A 15,267-nucleotide genomic window follows, 5' to 3' on the forward strand; every position below is an offset into this window, starting at 1 on the left:
TATTAGCTACCGTTTCCGGTAGTTATCCCGGTCCGAAGGGCAGGTTGCCTACGTGTTACTCACCCGTCCGCCGCTAACTCATCCAAAGAGCAAGCTCTCTGAATGAATCCGCTCGACTTGCATGTATTAGGCACGCCGCCAGCGTTCGTCCTGAGCCAGGATCAAACTCTCCATAAAAGGCTCGACCTTCGTCGAGCTGAACGTCCGAAAGACATCGATCTCGGCTGAGCCGATCCTTTTGGACGAACAAGTTCGTTTGACTTGCTCATAAGATGAATCTGACGAGATGTTACTCTCAATTAATACTCACTCGTTGTTCAGTTTTCAAAGATCAAGCCATCTGCTTTCAGTTGTTCACCGCGTCGCAGCGACCTTTATAATATATCACAGTCCTTCTCGTTTAGTCAACAACTTTTTTTGAAGTTATTGATCCGAGGCTGCTCGCCGCCCCTTCTTTTCTAAATGACTCAAAGGGACGAGTTATAATGTATCATACCGCTGCACAGAGAGTCAACCCTTTCTGCACACCTTCCTCCGGTCCGCCGTCTTACTCTGTCTTTATCTAACAGACCGCGTACTGGACGGCGCAGCTCCCCCCCTCCTTCCATGATGCAACCTCCTGGACCAAGGCGCGCGAAGCCAACTTGCGGAGAACCAGCGAAAGCTCCAGAGCGACGGGCTGAAAATCGGAATGCTTCAACAGTTCCTGTACGCTCCACGTCTCGCCCCGCTCCTTCATCCAATTCAGCAGAAAAGAGCAGGACTGTCCCATTTGCGACATCATCGAGAACTCGCAGGCCAGCTGCGCAAGCTGAATGCGCTGCTCCAAGGTCTCCCCGCTCACGGTCAGCTCCTCGTACATTTTATAGACAGATGAGTTCAGCTCCTTCACCTGCTCCCAGACCGCAGGCTCGGGATAGCGTCCCTGCTCGGTTACCTCCAGCCGCGCCCAGTGATAGAGCGCCACCAGAATGCAGTTATACGCATCCATAATGCAGCCTGCCTGAATGTATCTCTTGGATTTGACGTACATATGGAGCAGCCGGGCGAACTCCACAAAAAGAATCCGGTCGCGGAGCGGCTTGCTGAACCGGATGATTTCCTGCCGGATCTGCTCCAGAACTCCTTGCGGATCCCATATAATATCCCCATCAAGGATACAGGAAATACGTTCGTTGTTGTCCCCGGTAATGACCGAACGCTGAAGGCTGTCCAGGTCCACATGCAGGATCTGCGAGCGAATCTCCCCGGTCAGACTGTCTTGAATCTGACAGCCCTCCTCCAGTTCCTCATGCAGAACAAGTATAACCATATCAAAATCATGCAAAAGCGCACTTTGAGACGACGAGCTTCCTTGGCGGCGAAGCAGGGCGGCTCCCAATGCGTTCTCATCAAAAGCTTCCCCGCTCAGCCAAGTCAAATTGGACAGTTCCATTGTACCCTCCATCGAAATTGGCGAATTTGCGTCGGCGCAGACTGGTTGATTGACCCAATTATCAATAACTTATGCTACTAATTCTACGTATTGAAATCAGTTCCTTCTGGCCGATTGAACTATATTTAAGGCTGTCCGGGTCTATATGGACGCCCGCCTGTTACCCGGAAGAAGCCCGATTCGCCGCCGGGCGGCTGAATCGGGCTCTTTTTGAGATAAATAAGCCACACGGTCAGTCGTGTATTCCGCTCAGCGTTTCCCAGGCGGCACGGTTAGCAAAATTGCGGTTCCAAGATGCGACTCCCGCGAGATTCAGAGATCGGGCCATATTCACCCGGGCTTCCAACGAGACTTTGTCTTCTATCCATATCCGCTGGAGCACACCTTTCTCCTTGTATTCCACGTAATTCTGGCCTGCGTCGGCAGCGAACTTCGGGGTGAGCTTCTTCTCGGACAGAATATCCTCCACTGTCTTCATTCCGACTGCCTTGGAACTGACCTTATTCTTCCCGTCCTTCGTAGTCTCGCTCCAAATCCGGGTATAGAGCGGGATGCCCAGTACCAGCTTGTCGGCAGGGACTCCATCCTCCTCCAGAATCCGTTCCACCGCATTCTGCGCCCAAGGCAGCGAGGCAACCGACCCGGCCTCCGGACTTGACGCCCAGTGCTCGTCGTAGGCCATTACCATCATAAAATCGACCAGAGGACCAAGCGCACGGCGATCGAGGAAGCGGGACCACATTTCGCTGCCGGATTTAGGCGATACATCCATTGACACAATCAGATTCCGGGCCTCCGCCAGCGGCTTGAGCTCCCGCATAAATTGGGTGACATTGCCGCCATCCTCGGTGTATACATTCTCGAAGTCAATGTTAATGCCGTCCAAATGATAAAGCTCGGCGTATTTCAGCATCTGCACAATCGCGTTCATGCGGTTCTCATAAGAAGCAAGGGCTTGGGAGGTAATGTCAGGTTCGAACCCGTTGCTCATGAGCCCCCACACTTCGATTCCCTTGCTCTGCGCTTTCTCTACATAGGCCGAATCCGCCTTGCTGCGCACATTCCCGTGTCCGTCAACAATCTCAAACCAGGTAGGGCTGACGACGTTCACGCCTGTCAGTCCATCCAGCGAGGAGAGTACCGCTTGGCGGTCGTATACGGCTTCCCAGGTCAGATTGATCTTCTTGCCGGTCCAGCTTCTTTCGGCATGAGTGGGAGCAGGCGGCTTGGCCTGAACCGTCTTGGTCCCGGCGTCCTTGACTTTCTCGGCTTGAATATAGCCGGAATAGCCGTTATCCATTTGGGCGAAGAGCCAGTTCCCTTCCTCTCTCCAGATGCGCAGCCTCGTTCCCGGAGGCATGTCCGCAAGAACCTTGTCACGAATGGAGGGTCCGCTGCGCAGCGCGGCGCTCTTGCCCCCTTCGGGTCCCTTGACTTGCCCGAGCGGAACGCTCTCTCCCGCCAGCATGAGCAGCACTGCGCCTGTTCCGGCATCTTCATGCAGATCCAGGCCGTACAGCATCTTCAGCGGTTCAGCAGGCAGATAGGTGGTATCTCCTTTTTGTTCGGGGGCCAGACGAAGCTGCAGCGGCTTGTTGTTGAGACTGGCTTCCGTCTGCTCCGCCTGCATATACAGCAGATCGCTGGCGGTGGTCAGAATGACCGACTGGGTCCCGGATTCGTACCGGATCGAGGGATCCACGATTTTTTGCAGCAGGGGAAGGGGAAGCAGCAAGTTCTCTCCCGTGCCCGCAGCGCTGTATCCGGTCGGTTCGCCCTGCACGAAGATCGGCTTCTTCTCTCCCTTCCAATCCGGATCGGTATGCAGGCGGCTGGGCAGCACGAAAAAGATCACCGCATAGACTGCCGTTGCGATGAGAACAAGACCCGCCAATCGGCGAAAGAGGCGGCCGCGTCTGGCGGCACGCCGGCGTCTGCGTATTCTGTTCAAGATAAGGCCTCCATGTCTGGAATAATAAATAATAAAAAGAAAACGTGAGTCATCCGCTTGTATTCGGAATCCGCACGTTGCAAATTTCTTAACGGTATAGAGGGCCGCAGCAGCAGCCGGCGCCTTAATTTAGACCGGCCGCTACATGCTTGGCCTGGCAGCATTCACAAATGCCGTAGAGCTCCATACGAAGACTTTTGACTTTGAAGCCCGTTGACGTTTCAGCCTGATGTTCGACTTCGTGCAGGGACGGATAGCTGAAGTCCTCAATCTTCCCGCATTCCTGACAAATGACATGGTAGTGGTCGGACACGTTGGCATCGAACCGGCTGGAATTATCGCCGTACGTCAGTTCGCGAACCATGCCCGCTTCCATGAACATCTTCAGATTGTTATACACCGTGGCAACGCTCATGCTCGGAAACTGGGGTTCCAAAGCCCGGTAAATGTCGTCCGCGGTCGGATGATTCATGGCTTCCATCAGATAAGTGAGAATTGCATGACGCTGAGGCGTTATACGGACTCCGGTTGTTTTCAGTTGTTCCAGTGCGTGCTGTACGCCGTTACCCATCATGTCACCGCCTTTGGTACGCACAGGACAGACAGACGATCCTATGCTTATTGTCATTGTAAAACCGCGCTTTTGACCTTGTCAACGCGGCCAACAGATTATATTAATTATTATATAAAAAAAATTCCATAATTCAATATGTCCTCACATTTAGATTGCTGTTGCCTTCGACGGAGAGGTGAAACTCGCCTGTGCCTAGCTTGCCGGTGATCGTCTTCTTCTCGATTTTGAGGCCTGGGAGAGTTGATTCGATATTGCCGTAGCCGCTTGAACCTTGCAGTTCATAGTTGCCGTCTGCTGGCAGACGCAAGCGAATATCTCCAACCGCGCTGTATACAGACCAGTCTCCGCCTACAACCGGCGCAGCAATGTCAACGGCGCCGTTCAGCGTCTCGGCCTTCAGCGCGGCCCGCGCCCCATCCAGCCGGATGTCACCGTTCTTCGTCGAAAGCTCGACTTCGGAGCCGGACCGCTCGACGCCGATGCTTCCCACCGCTGTTGTCAGTTTCAGTCCCCCGTTGATATCCCAGGCATACATGGCGCCGCCGCCGCTCGTCAGTTCAACGTTACCCTGAACCTCACGCGCGCGCACTTCCCCGTTCAGCGTCTTGCCCTTCACTTCGCCGAATACCCGGTTCAGAATCAGCTTTCCGTTCCCGGTCGCCAGTGAAATCTCCCGAATCGCCTCTACATTCTGTAGCGTAATGTCGCCGTTCATCGTCTCGAGCTCGAGGTTAAAGCGCCGGGTATCCGGGACGGCAATGTCCAGGTCCATCCGGGGCTGGCGCTTGCCGGATTCCCCGTAGGTCTTCAGCTTCGGAACAATGCCAATGGTCGGACCGGGGTCCACCTGAAGAAAAGACTGCTCCGCTATGGCTTCCGCCTGGGCTCCCTCCAGTTGATCCACCCATACCGTGGCCGTGATTTCGATGTCCTTGACTGCGCTTCGGTGGATCAGGATATCGCCATTGACGGATTCCACCGCCAATTTGGCCGTGTTGAGCTCAACCGGAACTCTAAGCGCCGGCTTAACGAACCGGCTTCCCTGAGCTTCTCCGTACTCGGCGGCTGCCGCCGTCAGGTTAAGGCTGACCTTGTTCCAGAGGTGGAGATAATGCTCCTGCTCCGCCACCACGAATACGGATGCTCCGAGTAAAACGGAGAGAAACACCCCTTTCAGGTCGGGCCGGGTTCGGACGCCGCGTTCCCGTCTGCCATGCCTGCGTGCTGTCAGGCAAGTCGCCAGATATTCCATACCCCAGAGCACGGGAATGACAGGCCACCACTTCAAAAGCAGCAGCAGATCATCCGAACCGCTGCGCCAATCCTCGAGAAGCAAATAGCCGACGCCGGCCAGAACGGCGGCCGCGGTAAATCGTCCCGCAGGCCATCTGCCGGTGTCTTTTTCCATCGGCCGGCTTCTGCGGGCAATTTCGCACACCGCTGTCAGCAGCGCTCCAATAAGCAGCGCCGCTCCCGCGCCTACCGCAGCCTGATGATCCACAAACGTACGCAGCCAGAGCGGACGGACCGTAAATAAGGCAAGCAGCGCCCCTCCCATTACAAGAAGGAGGCCGAACCGGATATCCGGCTCCCGCATGGAGCGCCGCCGGGGCGGCGAGGCCAGCTCTTCCTCGGGAGAAGGCGCCGGCGGCGGATACAGATGATGCCGAATTAACCGGTCCGCCGTCTGAAGCGCGTCGTACACATTATAGAAATAGATCACCGGTATCAGAAGTCCGAGCAGAATAAGCAGCGGGACATTGATCTGGATTCCGATGGACGAGAAGTACAGAAGCGCTGCAATATCCAGAATGATCAAGAAAACAATAGAAATCCCCTTGCGAATCAATCCAAAGTACAAATGACCGGTGCCGGGGATAAGGGCGGCCAGCAGGCCGGCTGTAAATTTGCGTTTGTACCGTCTTTGTTTGGGCCTCGGCGGGATGACCGGCTCTTCATCGGAATCAACGGTCTCTTCCGGTTCTCCGCCGAGCCCTCCGCCAGCCCTGCGGCTCTCCTCAAAATAGGCTCTTTCTTCCGGAGACAGCCATGTGCGGCTATCCTGTTTCATGGATATTCCCCTCTTTTCGTTGCGCCGTCGTCCGTTAGGCTGCTTCAGCCCGGCTGACTGCCGCCGCGATGAAATTCCAGCAGTTCGACCCCGGGCGCGATGCTCTGCGAAGAGACCGGCGAGAAGCCGTGTTTTCGGTACAGGGCAACCGCAGGTTCGTTGTTTTTCCCCGTAGATACCGTATACCTGATGGCGTCCGGATAAGCGGCAAAGACATATTCCAGCAGTCTGCCCGCAATGCCGAGGCGAAAATGGTCAGGGCGCACCATCATGCGGCTAACGGTTGCGATGCCTTCTTCCTGATCCGCCTCTACCGCAACGGCTCCCAGCAGTTCACCCTCTTCACCCAGGTATCCGTAGAAGCGCTCGCCGCAGCGGCGGAGCATATCCCGGGTCTCCAGAAGCGGAGGAATTTCGTGAAAACCGATGCGTTCCGCCTCCAGACGATACGCTTGATGCTGAAGCAGCCACAGCTCGGACAGCAGTTCGCTGTCTTCCAGATCCAATGGTTCGATCCTGCCTTTGACGTTCATCGTTCTCCCCCGATATTGCCAAAGGCCTGCCGCTGCCGACAAGCCTCGTGCACAGTATGAACCGCGGCCGGAACAGCTTCCGGCCGGCGGGATTACACGTTCAGAATCTCGGCCAAAAGCTGGTTAACCAGACCGGGGTTGGCTTTGCCCTTGCTCTCTTTCATAACCTGGCCGACGAGAAAGCCGATCGCCTTCTGCTTGCCGGCTCTATAATCCTCCACCGATTGGGGATGATTAGCGACCACTGTCTCTACGATCTGCTTGATTGCGCCTTCGTCGCTGATCTGGACCAATCCCTGCTCTTCGACGATGACTCCCGGCAGCTTGCCGGATTCGAGCATGGCCTTGAAGACCGTCTTGGCGATCTTGCTGGAGATGGTGCCTTTCCCGATCAATCCGACCATTTCTCCAAGACCTTGCGGCGTGATGCGCACTTCGGACAGTTCCAAATTGTTCGCATTCAGGAAGCCGAGCAGATCGCCCATCATCCAGTTGGCGACCGCCTTGGCGTCAGCCGTGTACTTCAGACTCTCTTCAAAAAAGTCGGCCAGCGGCTTGGATGCCGTGAGTACGCCGGCATCGTATGCCGGCAGTCCGAACTCCTCGGCATACCGCTGACGGCGCGCATCGGGCAGCTCCGGAATCGAGGCCCGGATCTCTTCCTTCCAGTCCTCTCCGATATGAAGCACCACCAGATCGGGATCGGGGAAGTAGCGGTAATCATGCGCCTCTTCCTTGCCGCGCATCGGGAAGGTCTTGCCCTGGGCCTCGTCCCAGCGCCGCGTCTCCTGCTCAACCGTCCCCCCGTCGTCCAGAATATCGGCCTGGCGGTATTGTTCGTATTCCAGTCCGCGCAGGACGCCGCGGAAGGAGTTCATGTTCTTCAGCTCCGCGCGGATGCCGAATTTCTCCTGGCCCGCCGGGCGCAGGGAAATGTTGGCGTCGCACCGCATGGAGCCTTCTTCCATCTTGACATCCGAGACGTCGCAGTACTGCATGATGGCACGGATCTTCTCCAGGTAGGCTCTCGCCTCTTCGGGTGAACGAAGGTCCGGCTCCGACACGATCTCGATCAGAGGCGTACCCACCCGGTTAAAATCGACGAGCGAAGCGTAGCCGCCGTCTACATGGGTCAGCTTCCCGGCGTCTTCTTCCAGATGGAGACGCGTAATCCCGATCCGCTTCGTGACGCCGTCCACTTCGATGTCGATCCATCCGTTCTCGCCGATCGGCTGGTCGTACTGGGAGATCTGATAGGCCTTGGGCGAGTCGGGATAGAAATAATTCTTCCGGTCGAACTTGCTGACGTCGGCGATGGTGCAATTCAGAGCCATCGCCGCCTTCATGGCGTAGTTCACCGCCTGCCGGTTGAGCACCGGCAGCACGCCGGGATGTCCCAGACAGACGGGGCAGGTATGGGTATTGGGCGGGGCGCCGAATTCGGTCGAGCAGCCGCAGAAGATTTTGGACTTCGTATGCAGCTCGACATGCACCTCCAGGCCGATGACTGTTTCGTAGTGGGATAATGGCATTGTCGTGGTTCCCTCCTTCTTCCTCGCCCTAGCTCTGCGGACGCTGCTTGTGATGGTCGGTGTTCTGCTCAAAAGCGTGAGCGACGCGCAGCACCGTGCTCTCGTCGAACTCTTGGCCGATGATCTGCAGTCCCACCGGAAGGCCCGCCGAGAATCCGCAAGGGACGCTGATCGCCGGGATGCCCGCGAGGCTGACCGGAATGGTCAGAATATCATTCAGGTACATGGTCAGCGGATCTTCAGTCTGCGTGCCCAGCCGGAAGGCCGTCGTCGGCGCGGTCGGCCCGGCGATAACGTCGAACCGGGCGAAGACTTCGTCGAAGTCCCGCTTGATCAGCGTCCGGACCTTCTGTGCCTTCAAATAGTAAGCATCATAGTAACCCGAGCTCAGCGCGTAGGTTCCGAGCATAATCCGCCGCTTCACTTCGGGACCGAAGCCGCGGCTGCGGGACTGCTTGTACAATTCGAGCAGCCCCCCGCCGTCGTCGGCCCGTACGCCGTAGCGCACGCCGTCGAACCGGGCGAGATTGGAGGATGCTTCCGAAGAGGACAGGAGGTAGTAAGCCGCAACTGCATACTCCGTGTGCGGAAGCGAGACTTCTTCCCATACGGCTCCCAGCTTCTCCAGTTCGGCCAGCGCCGCCAGCACCGTGCTGCGGACTTCCGGATCGACGCCTTCACCGATATATTCCTTCGGGACCGCGATGCGCAGGCCGCGGACATCACCTGTGAGCGCGGAAGCATAATCGGGAATCTCAACCTTGGCCGACGTGGAATCCTGCGGGTCGTACCCCGCTATCGCCTGCAGCACGTAAGCCGAGTCCTCGACGTTGCGCGTGACCGGACCGATCTGATCCAGGGATGAGGCGAAGGCAACGAGCCCGTAGCGCGAGACCAGGCCGTAGGTCGGCTTGAGACCGACCACGCCGCAGTAAGAGGCCGGCTGGCGAATGGATCCGCCGGTATCCGAGCCAAGGGCAAAGAACACTTCACCCGCAGCAACGGCGGCGGCGGAACCGCCGCTTGAGCCTCCCGGCACATACTCCAGGTTCCACGGATTGCGAACCGGGCCGAAGCTGGAGTTCTCGTTCGAGCCGCCCATGGCGAATTCGTCCATGTTCAGCTTGCCGACCGTTACCGCATCGGCGCCGCGCAGCTTGACAGCGGCGGTGGCGTCGTAGATCGGCTGGTAGTTGGAGAGAAATTGGCTGGCGCAGGTCGTGCGCAGACCCTTGGTGACGATGTTGTCCTTGACTCCCGCCGGAAGGCCAAAGAGCAGCCCTCTCTCTCCGCCGGCGGCCAGGCGATCGTCCAGGACGCGCGCGGTCTGGCGGGCTCCTTCTTCGTTCAAGGTCAAAAAGGCGTGAATATCGCCGTCGAGGCGCGCAATGGCAGCCAGGGAAGCCTCGGTCAGCTCCAGGACCGAGATCTCCCGGCGGTGAAGCAGATTATGTATTTCCGGCAACCGGTGTTGTAACAGGCTCAAGACTTCATCTCCCTACTGTAATGGCGGTAACCCGCCGGAATAAATATGGAATTTCAGAAGATTCTACTCCAGGACAGCCGGAACTTTGAACTGTCCGTCTTCTTCGTCCGGAGCGTTCAGCAGAACTTCTTCAACGGGCAGACTGTCCCGGACCGCATCTTCCCGCATCACATTGCTGACATGCAGCACATGGGTGGTCGGTTCCACTTCGTCGGTATCCAGTTCATTCAATTTCTCGGCGTACTGTAGAATGGCGTTCAGTTGTTCCGTAAACACGGACTCTTCCTCCGGGCTCAACTCCAGCCGGGCCAGCTTGGCCACATGCCGAACGTCCTTGACGGTAATGCTCATGTTCAGGTCCCTCCCGTATAAGGGCTTATATGCCCGGATAACGCTCTTAATTATATTGTAGAAGCGGGGACAATTCAATGCGGTGAAGGAGTACGGAGCGGAGCGAAATCTCTTCTCACGGCATAAAAAAAGCCGGCATGCGCCGGCTTCATTAAATCCAGGCCCTCAAATTCACCTGCTTGATGAATTCCGCCTGGGACATGTTGTCTGCAGTTGTCTTCTCTGTCTGTCCGGCTTCTTCGGACTCCCCGTTCATCAACTGATGGAACAGCTTCTCGTTATGTGTGGACAGAGCGTAGTCAATCAGCGCTTCCCGCGTGGCTCTCTCTGCTTCCTCCATCATCAGATCCGCTTCGGTCTCAACGTCCTCCAGGGTCACATAGAAGTTCCGGTTCGCGGCCGGCACGCGCACCACATAATCGAACGCATTGTCCGGATTGCGGTCATAGGCAATGACATAGCCATAATCTCCGATAGGAAGATTCTGCTCGAATGCATCCGCGACTATGACGATCTTCTCCCCTAAACGCAGCATCGCCCTACCTCCTGTGCCTAACTCTGTCATGATGTGCTTTTTCAACAGTCTACTAAAAATTAATAGCCCTGTCTACAACATGCGCTGCGCTGTTTTATGCAAATTCATAAATTCTTGCAAAAGAAATTAAAGCCGCTTCCTTCACTGGCTCTCCAGTTCCCAGAGGCGTCTTCGCCAAGGCTGAAACCGGCCCCTTCCGTAAGGAAAGGTCCAGAACGGAACTCTGCGCTCCTCGCTGCCGCCGATGGCGTCAGCCGAATAATGCTTCTCCTTGCAGCCGGATTCGCCCGAATCTCCGGCCGGCTCTTCCAACCGGATTCCCCCGGCTCTTCCCGTCACTCTCTTGTCTGTCTCCTTGCTCTCCACTCGCTCTGTCCTCCATCAAATTACACCAAAAAAAGAACGCAAACCGGGATCCAGTCCTCAGTCTGCGTGCTTCGCATCGGTAAATGTTACATTTAATTAACGTCATTGTAGCAACTTTGTCGTTTCTTGTCCAGTCCGGCCTGCAAAAAAGTCAATTAATGAGCCGGCACGTAGGGGTTGCGCGCTTTCTCGAATCCGATAGACGTCCGCGGGCCATGCCCGGGATAGACCGTAACCTCGTCGTCCATCCGGTACAGCTTGCCGCGGATCGAATCGAACAGGTCCCGCTCTCTTCCGCCCGTCAGGTCGGTCCGTCCGACGCCGAGCCGGAACAGCACATCGCCGGAGAACAAATCCTGTCCGCACAGGAAGCTGACGCTTCCGGGCGAATGGCCGGGCGTGTGATAGACCTTAAACGTATGGCCGATGAACGACAGCGTCTGGCCCTCGGCCAAATCGTATTCGGCCGGATCGGTGACAAGCGGCGGCGACACGCTCGGCCACATGAGCGAACCGTTGAGCTTGGGGTTCCCCAGCCACTCGCTCTCCAGCGGATGCAGATAGACGGGGCAGTTCTTGAGCTTGCGGATTTCGTCGACGCCGCCCATATGGTCAAAATGCGCATGGGTCAGCAGAATCGCCTCAATGTCGATCTCTTCGATGGCCCGGATCAAGGCAGCGGGGTTCATGCCGGGATCAATGACAATGCCCGTGGACGGATCCGCACCTGTCAGCAGATAAGCATTGGTCTGGAGCGGGCCCAGGTTAAAGGTGCGAATATTCAGCATCGGCCTAGAATCCGGAAATCAGGCTGCGCAGTTCCTTGGCAATTACAGCCTGACATTCCGCTCCTTCCCCGTAAGCTTGTCCCATCGCCTGGCGTACGGCGGTGATCTTCTCCTCGTAGCCCGGCGCCTCGCGGTCGGGATTCTCCCGCTTGAATTCGTTCATTAGCGCCTGTACATGCTGCGGACGGGGCCCCCAGTGTCCCAGCACATAGCCTCCGGTATCGGCGATAATGACGATCGGGACGGCACGGCCGCCCATCGTCAGAAAGTGATCCATCACATCCTGATGTTCTTCCAGCACCAGCACTTCGGCCGGAATGCCGGCGGTCTCCAGAATCCGGAAGACGGCCGGGACATTGCGAACCACATCTCCGCACCAGTCTGCGGCCAGGATCAGCGCGCGCAGGTCGTCGCGGTAGTTCAGACTCTCGAAAAAGGCCTTGTCGTCTTCATCGGTCCACTTGAAGCGCTCGTACCCGTTCTCGAACGCCTGCTGATTGACGCTCATGCTCTCCACGAATTGCCGGGGGGTCAGACCCCCTCCAAATTTAGCCGACAGGTTCGGCTTCATTGCGCATCGCCCTTTCTCTTCTTGGATTGAACCCATTTGAACAGGAAGTATACGATAATCAGCGCCAGCGCGCCCAACAGAAGCTCATGCGTGTACTTCGAGGCCACGTCGTCGATGTCCTTCCACTTGTCTTTCAGCGTCATGCCGAGGTAGACGAACAGCGCGCTCCATGGAATTACCGCGAGCGTCGTCAGAAGAGCGAACTTGCTCAGCGGCATCCTCGAGATGCCGGCCGGTACGGAGATCGCATGGCGAACGACGGGAATAAAACGGGCGGTAAATATAACGCCGGTTCCGTATTTGTTGAACCAAACCTCGGAATGGTCGATATGTTTTTTCTGAATAAATATGTACTTGCCGTACTTCTCCAGGAAAGGCCTGCCGCCGTAGCGGCCGATCCAGTAAATGAAAATCTGGGCAAGCACGCCGCCGATCGTCCCGAACAGGACGGCTCCGAAGAAATTGATCTGATGTTCGCTCACCAGATAGCCTCCGTAGGCCAGAACGATCTCGCTGGGAATAATCTCAATCATAAGTCCGATCATAATGCCAAAGTAGCCAAGGCTCTGGATCCAGCTCAGCAGCTGCTCCACAATGCCGGAAAGGATATGCAAGTGGGTTCCTCCCTCCATATTGGTCCGGATTCTATCTGGGCCGGTTCTCTTAGCCTATTCTAGCATACGCAAGGTTAGCACATCCACTTGACCGCAGAGCCATCTTCCGGTAAAGTATTATTTAGATAATTGACTAAATATCGAAAGGTCGCTTGCCATGAATGATTCCTTCAAAGCGCTTGCCGATCCGACCCGCCGCCAGATCATCCGCCTGCTCCGCGAGCGCGACCGGACGGCCGGAGAAATCGCCGACTGCTTTGATATCAGCAAACCGAGCATTTCCCATCATCTTCAGGTGCTGAAGTCGGCAGGGCTGGTTCAAGATGAACGAAAAGGCCAGTTTCTCGTCTATTCGCTGCACACGACCGTTCTGGACGAAGTGCTGGGCTGGCTGCTGGATCTCAGAAGCGGGACCGTATCCGTTAAGGAGGATCAGGATCAATGAAGAAGATCAACTGGAAGTGGCAGGAGACGGCTGCGGTGGCCGCCGGACTGCTGACGCTCGCTTATGCGCTGATGAATTACAGCCGGCTGCCCGATAAGCTTCCTTCCCATTTTGGCTGGAACGGTGAAGTAAACGGGTATATGGACAAGGCGGCGGTTATCGCGATGACCGGCCTGCTCGGCCCTCTCCTGCCGCTGCTGATCCGTTTTACCCGCAGGCTCGATCCCAAGCGGGACAATTACAAGCGGTTCGAAGGCGCTCAAGGCGCGATTGTGCTGACGATCTCCCTGTTCTTTGATCTGATGCTGCTGGGCACGGTCCGCTACGGACTCGGATCGACCTGGATCGGGGGCAAGCTTGCGACCGCCTTTGCCGGCGTGCTTCTGATTATTGTCGGCAACTACATGCCTCAAATCCGGGACAACTATTTTCTCGGTATCCGTACCCCGTGGACGCTGGCTTCGCCCGAAGTCTGGCGGAGAACCCACCGGCTCGGCGGGCTGATGTGGGTAGCCGGAGGACTTCTGGTCATCGCCGGCGCCTTGACGCGCGGACCGGTCTCCCCGGTTCTGCTTGCTTCAGGCCTCGTGCTTGCCATCCTCGTTCCGGTCGTCTATTCCTGGCTTCTTCACCGGCGGCTTCATTCTTAGCCGGAAGGGAACGGCCGGGCGGCTTTCTTTCGGGAAGCGCGCCTTCGGCACTTCCCCCTCTGCAAGCACTCGTACTTCAAGAACCCGCAGCCTCGGCTGCGGGTTCTTGCGTGTTCCGGCGCCTGGCGGGCAAGGGCGCAGCGGCTGAACCTTCATCCGGGCTCAAGCGTTCCGCGCCGAATTAAGGGATGCTCCGCGCCGTCCGGGCCGCGGTCAACCGTTCCAGCCGCTCCAGCGGGGCGGCGAGGGCGGCCGCTTCCGGCGTCCAGGCAAAAGCCCGGTCGTTGCGGGCCAGACGGCCCGCATCCGCCGCGAGCGCAGCATAGCGCCGCAGCTCATCCCGTCCGGCCTGCGCATACCGGCGGGCCGCGCCTAACTCGCCGCGTCCGGCGCAGCGCTGTCCGGCCTCCAACAGCAGCCGGGCGGCTTCCGTCTGCTTGGCCGCGCTGAAGCGGTCCAGCTCCAGGCTTCGCTCCAGCGCGGCAATGGCCGGCTCGGGAGCGGCGCTTCGAAGCAGCAGGACCGCCCGGAGCCAGTGAAGCCGGGGTTCCTCCGGCGAATAGCGCAGGCCCCGCTCCAGCACGGCCAACCCTTCACGGGCGGGCAGCAGCCGGGCCAGACGGGCAGCGGCAGACGGGTCCCGCGGGTTCCATTCCAGCGCGGCTACCAGCCTGTCCCGGGCTGCCCCCTCGTCCAGCCCGGCGGCCTGCCGGCTGAGGGTCTCTCCCCGCCAGGCGCTGAAGGAGAGCATGCCGATGCCCAGCAGACAGGCTCCGCCGAGCCCGGCGGCCGCATACCCCGCCCGCCGGACCCAAGGGCGCTTCGGGTTGTGCCCGAGGGAATACTCCGCCGGCCCGGACGGGAGCATGGTCGGCAGGACGCCGGGCAGGACGAACGAGGCGTTCTCCGCCCGGCTCTCTTCTGCCGCAGCCAGCACCGGCGGCAGGACCGCCAGCAGCGGCACAAGCAGGAAGCTTCCGTCGAAATCGACGGCAGCGTGGGCCGCCAGGACGATCAGCGGCGCCAGCCAGCGGGGCGTTGCCGCAGCAAGTCCTGCTGCGGCGGCGAATCCGGCCCCGGCGACCGCCAGCCCCGCTGCTCCCGTGCCCAGGAGCAGATCCAACACCCCGCTGTGAACCTGGCTGCCGACATAGGGCGAAGATTGCACGGCGCGGTAGACGCCGCGCCACACTTCTCCGCCCCGCCCCAGCCAGGGCGCTTCCGCCGCGAGCCGCCAGGCGTCGCGGGCGATCAGGCCGCGCGCGGCCGCCGTCGACGACGGCCCGAGCCCGCGCGCCGCTGCGGGCAGGAGGACCGCGCCTGCGGCGGCGGCCCAGCCCAGCGCGGCGGCGGCCAGCGCCGCGC

15 protein-coding genes, 1 rRNA gene and 1 pseudogene are annotated in these 15,267 nt (G+C 58.3%); 2 read left to right on the plus strand and 15 right to left on the minus strand.

Annotation, left to right across the window (positions count from 1 at the left end; translation table 11 throughout):
• From RBI05_RS18965 to RBI05_RS19030, 14 genes are all read right to left on the minus strand, one after another.
• Nucleotides 1-177: ribosomal RNA gene (locus RBI05_RS18965) — 16S ribosomal RNA — on the minus strand; the annotation flags it as partial.
• Between the two features lie 385 nt (nt 178-562).
• Nucleotides 563-1,435: a nucleotidyltransferase-like protein gene (locus RBI05_RS18970; RefSeq protein WP_310552188.1), complete on the minus strand. Its 873-nt coding sequence runs from the start codon at nt 1,433-1,435 to the stop codon at nt 563-565.
• 232 nt (nt 1,436-1,667) lie between these two features.
• A complete protein-coding gene (locus RBI05_RS18975; protein WP_310552189.1) occupies nt 1,668-3,386 on the minus strand; it encodes a glycosyl hydrolase family 18 protein in 1,719 nt (572 codons plus the stop codon).
• A 124-nt stretch (nt 3,387-3,510) separates the two neighbouring features.
• Entirely contained in the window at nt 3,511-3,957 is a 447-nt protein-coding gene (perR, locus tag RBI05_RS18980) for a peroxide-responsive transcriptional repressor PerR (RefSeq protein ID WP_150458841.1), read from the minus strand.
• A 133-nt stretch (nt 3,958-4,090) separates the two neighbouring features.
• On the minus strand, nt 4,091-6,031 hold the full coding sequence (locus RBI05_RS18985) for a DUF4097 family beta strand repeat-containing protein (protein WP_310552190.1): 1,941 nt from the start codon (nt 6,029-6,031) through the stop codon (nt 4,091-4,093).
• Nucleotides 6,032-6,075: 44 nt separating this feature from the next.
• Nucleotides 6,076-6,564, minus strand: a complete 489-nt coding sequence (locus RBI05_RS18990) for a GNAT family N-acetyltransferase (protein WP_310552191.1) — start codon at nt 6,562-6,564, stop codon at nt 6,076-6,078.
• A 92-nt stretch (nt 6,565-6,656) separates the two neighbouring features.
• Nucleotides 6,657-8,096: an Asp-tRNA(Asn)/Glu-tRNA(Gln) amidotransferase subunit GatB gene (gene gatB, locus RBI05_RS18995; protein WP_150458839.1), complete on the minus strand. Its 1,440-nt coding sequence runs from the start codon at nt 8,094-8,096 to the stop codon at nt 6,657-6,659.
• Nucleotides 8,097-8,124: 28 nt separating this feature from the next.
• A complete protein-coding gene (gene gatA, locus RBI05_RS19000) occupies nt 8,125-9,582 on the minus strand; it encodes an Asp-tRNA(Asn)/Glu-tRNA(Gln) amidotransferase subunit GatA (RefSeq protein WP_310552192.1) in 1,458 nt (485 codons plus the stop codon).
• A gap of 63 nt (nt 9,583-9,645) precedes the next feature.
• Entirely contained in the window at nt 9,646-9,933 is a 288-nt protein-coding gene (gene gatC / locus RBI05_RS19005; protein ID WP_150458837.1) for an Asp-tRNA(Asn)/Glu-tRNA(Gln) amidotransferase subunit GatC, read from the minus strand.
• 151 nt (nt 9,934-10,084) lie between these two features.
• Nucleotides 10,085-10,468, minus strand: a complete 384-nt coding sequence (locus tag RBI05_RS19010; RefSeq protein ID WP_150458836.1) for an ATPase — start codon at nt 10,466-10,468, stop codon at nt 10,085-10,087.
• Between the two features lie 141 nt (nt 10,469-10,609).
• Complete coding sequence (locus RBI05_RS19015) at nt 10,610-10,834, minus strand: hypothetical protein (protein ID WP_150458835.1); 225 nt, start codon at nt 10,832-10,834, stop codon at nt 10,610-10,612.
• Between the two features lie 155 nt (nt 10,835-10,989).
• The gene (locus RBI05_RS19020) at nt 10,990-11,622 is read right to left on the minus strand and encodes an MBL fold metallo-hydrolase (protein WP_150458834.1); all 633 of its coding nucleotides are present in this window, start codon (nt 11,620-11,622) and stop codon (nt 10,990-10,992) included.
• A gap of 4 nt (nt 11,623-11,626) precedes the next feature.
• Entirely contained in the window at nt 11,627-12,193 is a 567-nt protein-coding gene (locus RBI05_RS19025; protein ID WP_310552193.1) for a thioredoxin family protein, read from the minus strand.
• Complete coding sequence (locus tag RBI05_RS19030; protein WP_310552194.1) at nt 12,190-12,807, minus strand: DedA family protein; 618 nt, start codon at nt 12,805-12,807, stop codon at nt 12,190-12,192. The genes RBI05_RS19025 and RBI05_RS19030 overlap by 4 nt, the downstream gene beginning before the upstream one ends.
• Nucleotides 12,808-12,964: 157 nt before the next feature.
• Between RBI05_RS19030 and RBI05_RS19035 the strand changes: the two genes are divergently transcribed.
• Nucleotides 12,965-13,252: an autorepressor SdpR family transcription factor gene (locus tag RBI05_RS19035; protein WP_150458831.1), complete on the plus strand. Its 288-nt coding sequence runs from the start codon at nt 12,965-12,967 to the stop codon at nt 13,250-13,252.
• The gene (locus tag RBI05_RS19040) at nt 13,249-13,902 is read left to right on the plus strand and encodes an SdpI family protein (RefSeq protein ID WP_310552196.1); all 654 of its coding nucleotides are present in this window, start codon (nt 13,249-13,251) and stop codon (nt 13,900-13,902) included. Before RBI05_RS19035 ends, RBI05_RS19040 begins: the two co-directional genes overlap by 4 nt.
• 181 nt (nt 13,903-14,083) lie before the next feature.
• Here RBI05_RS19040 and RBI05_RS19045 read toward each other — a convergent pair.
• Nucleotides 14,084-15,267, minus strand: a pseudogene (locus RBI05_RS19045) (O-antigen ligase family protein); the annotation flags it as partial.

The organism is Paenibacillus glufosinatiresistens (assembly GCF_031470375.1).
Lineage (GTDB): Bacteria > Bacillota > Bacilli > Paenibacillales > Paenibacillaceae > Paenibacillus_AQ > Paenibacillus_AQ glufosinatiresistens.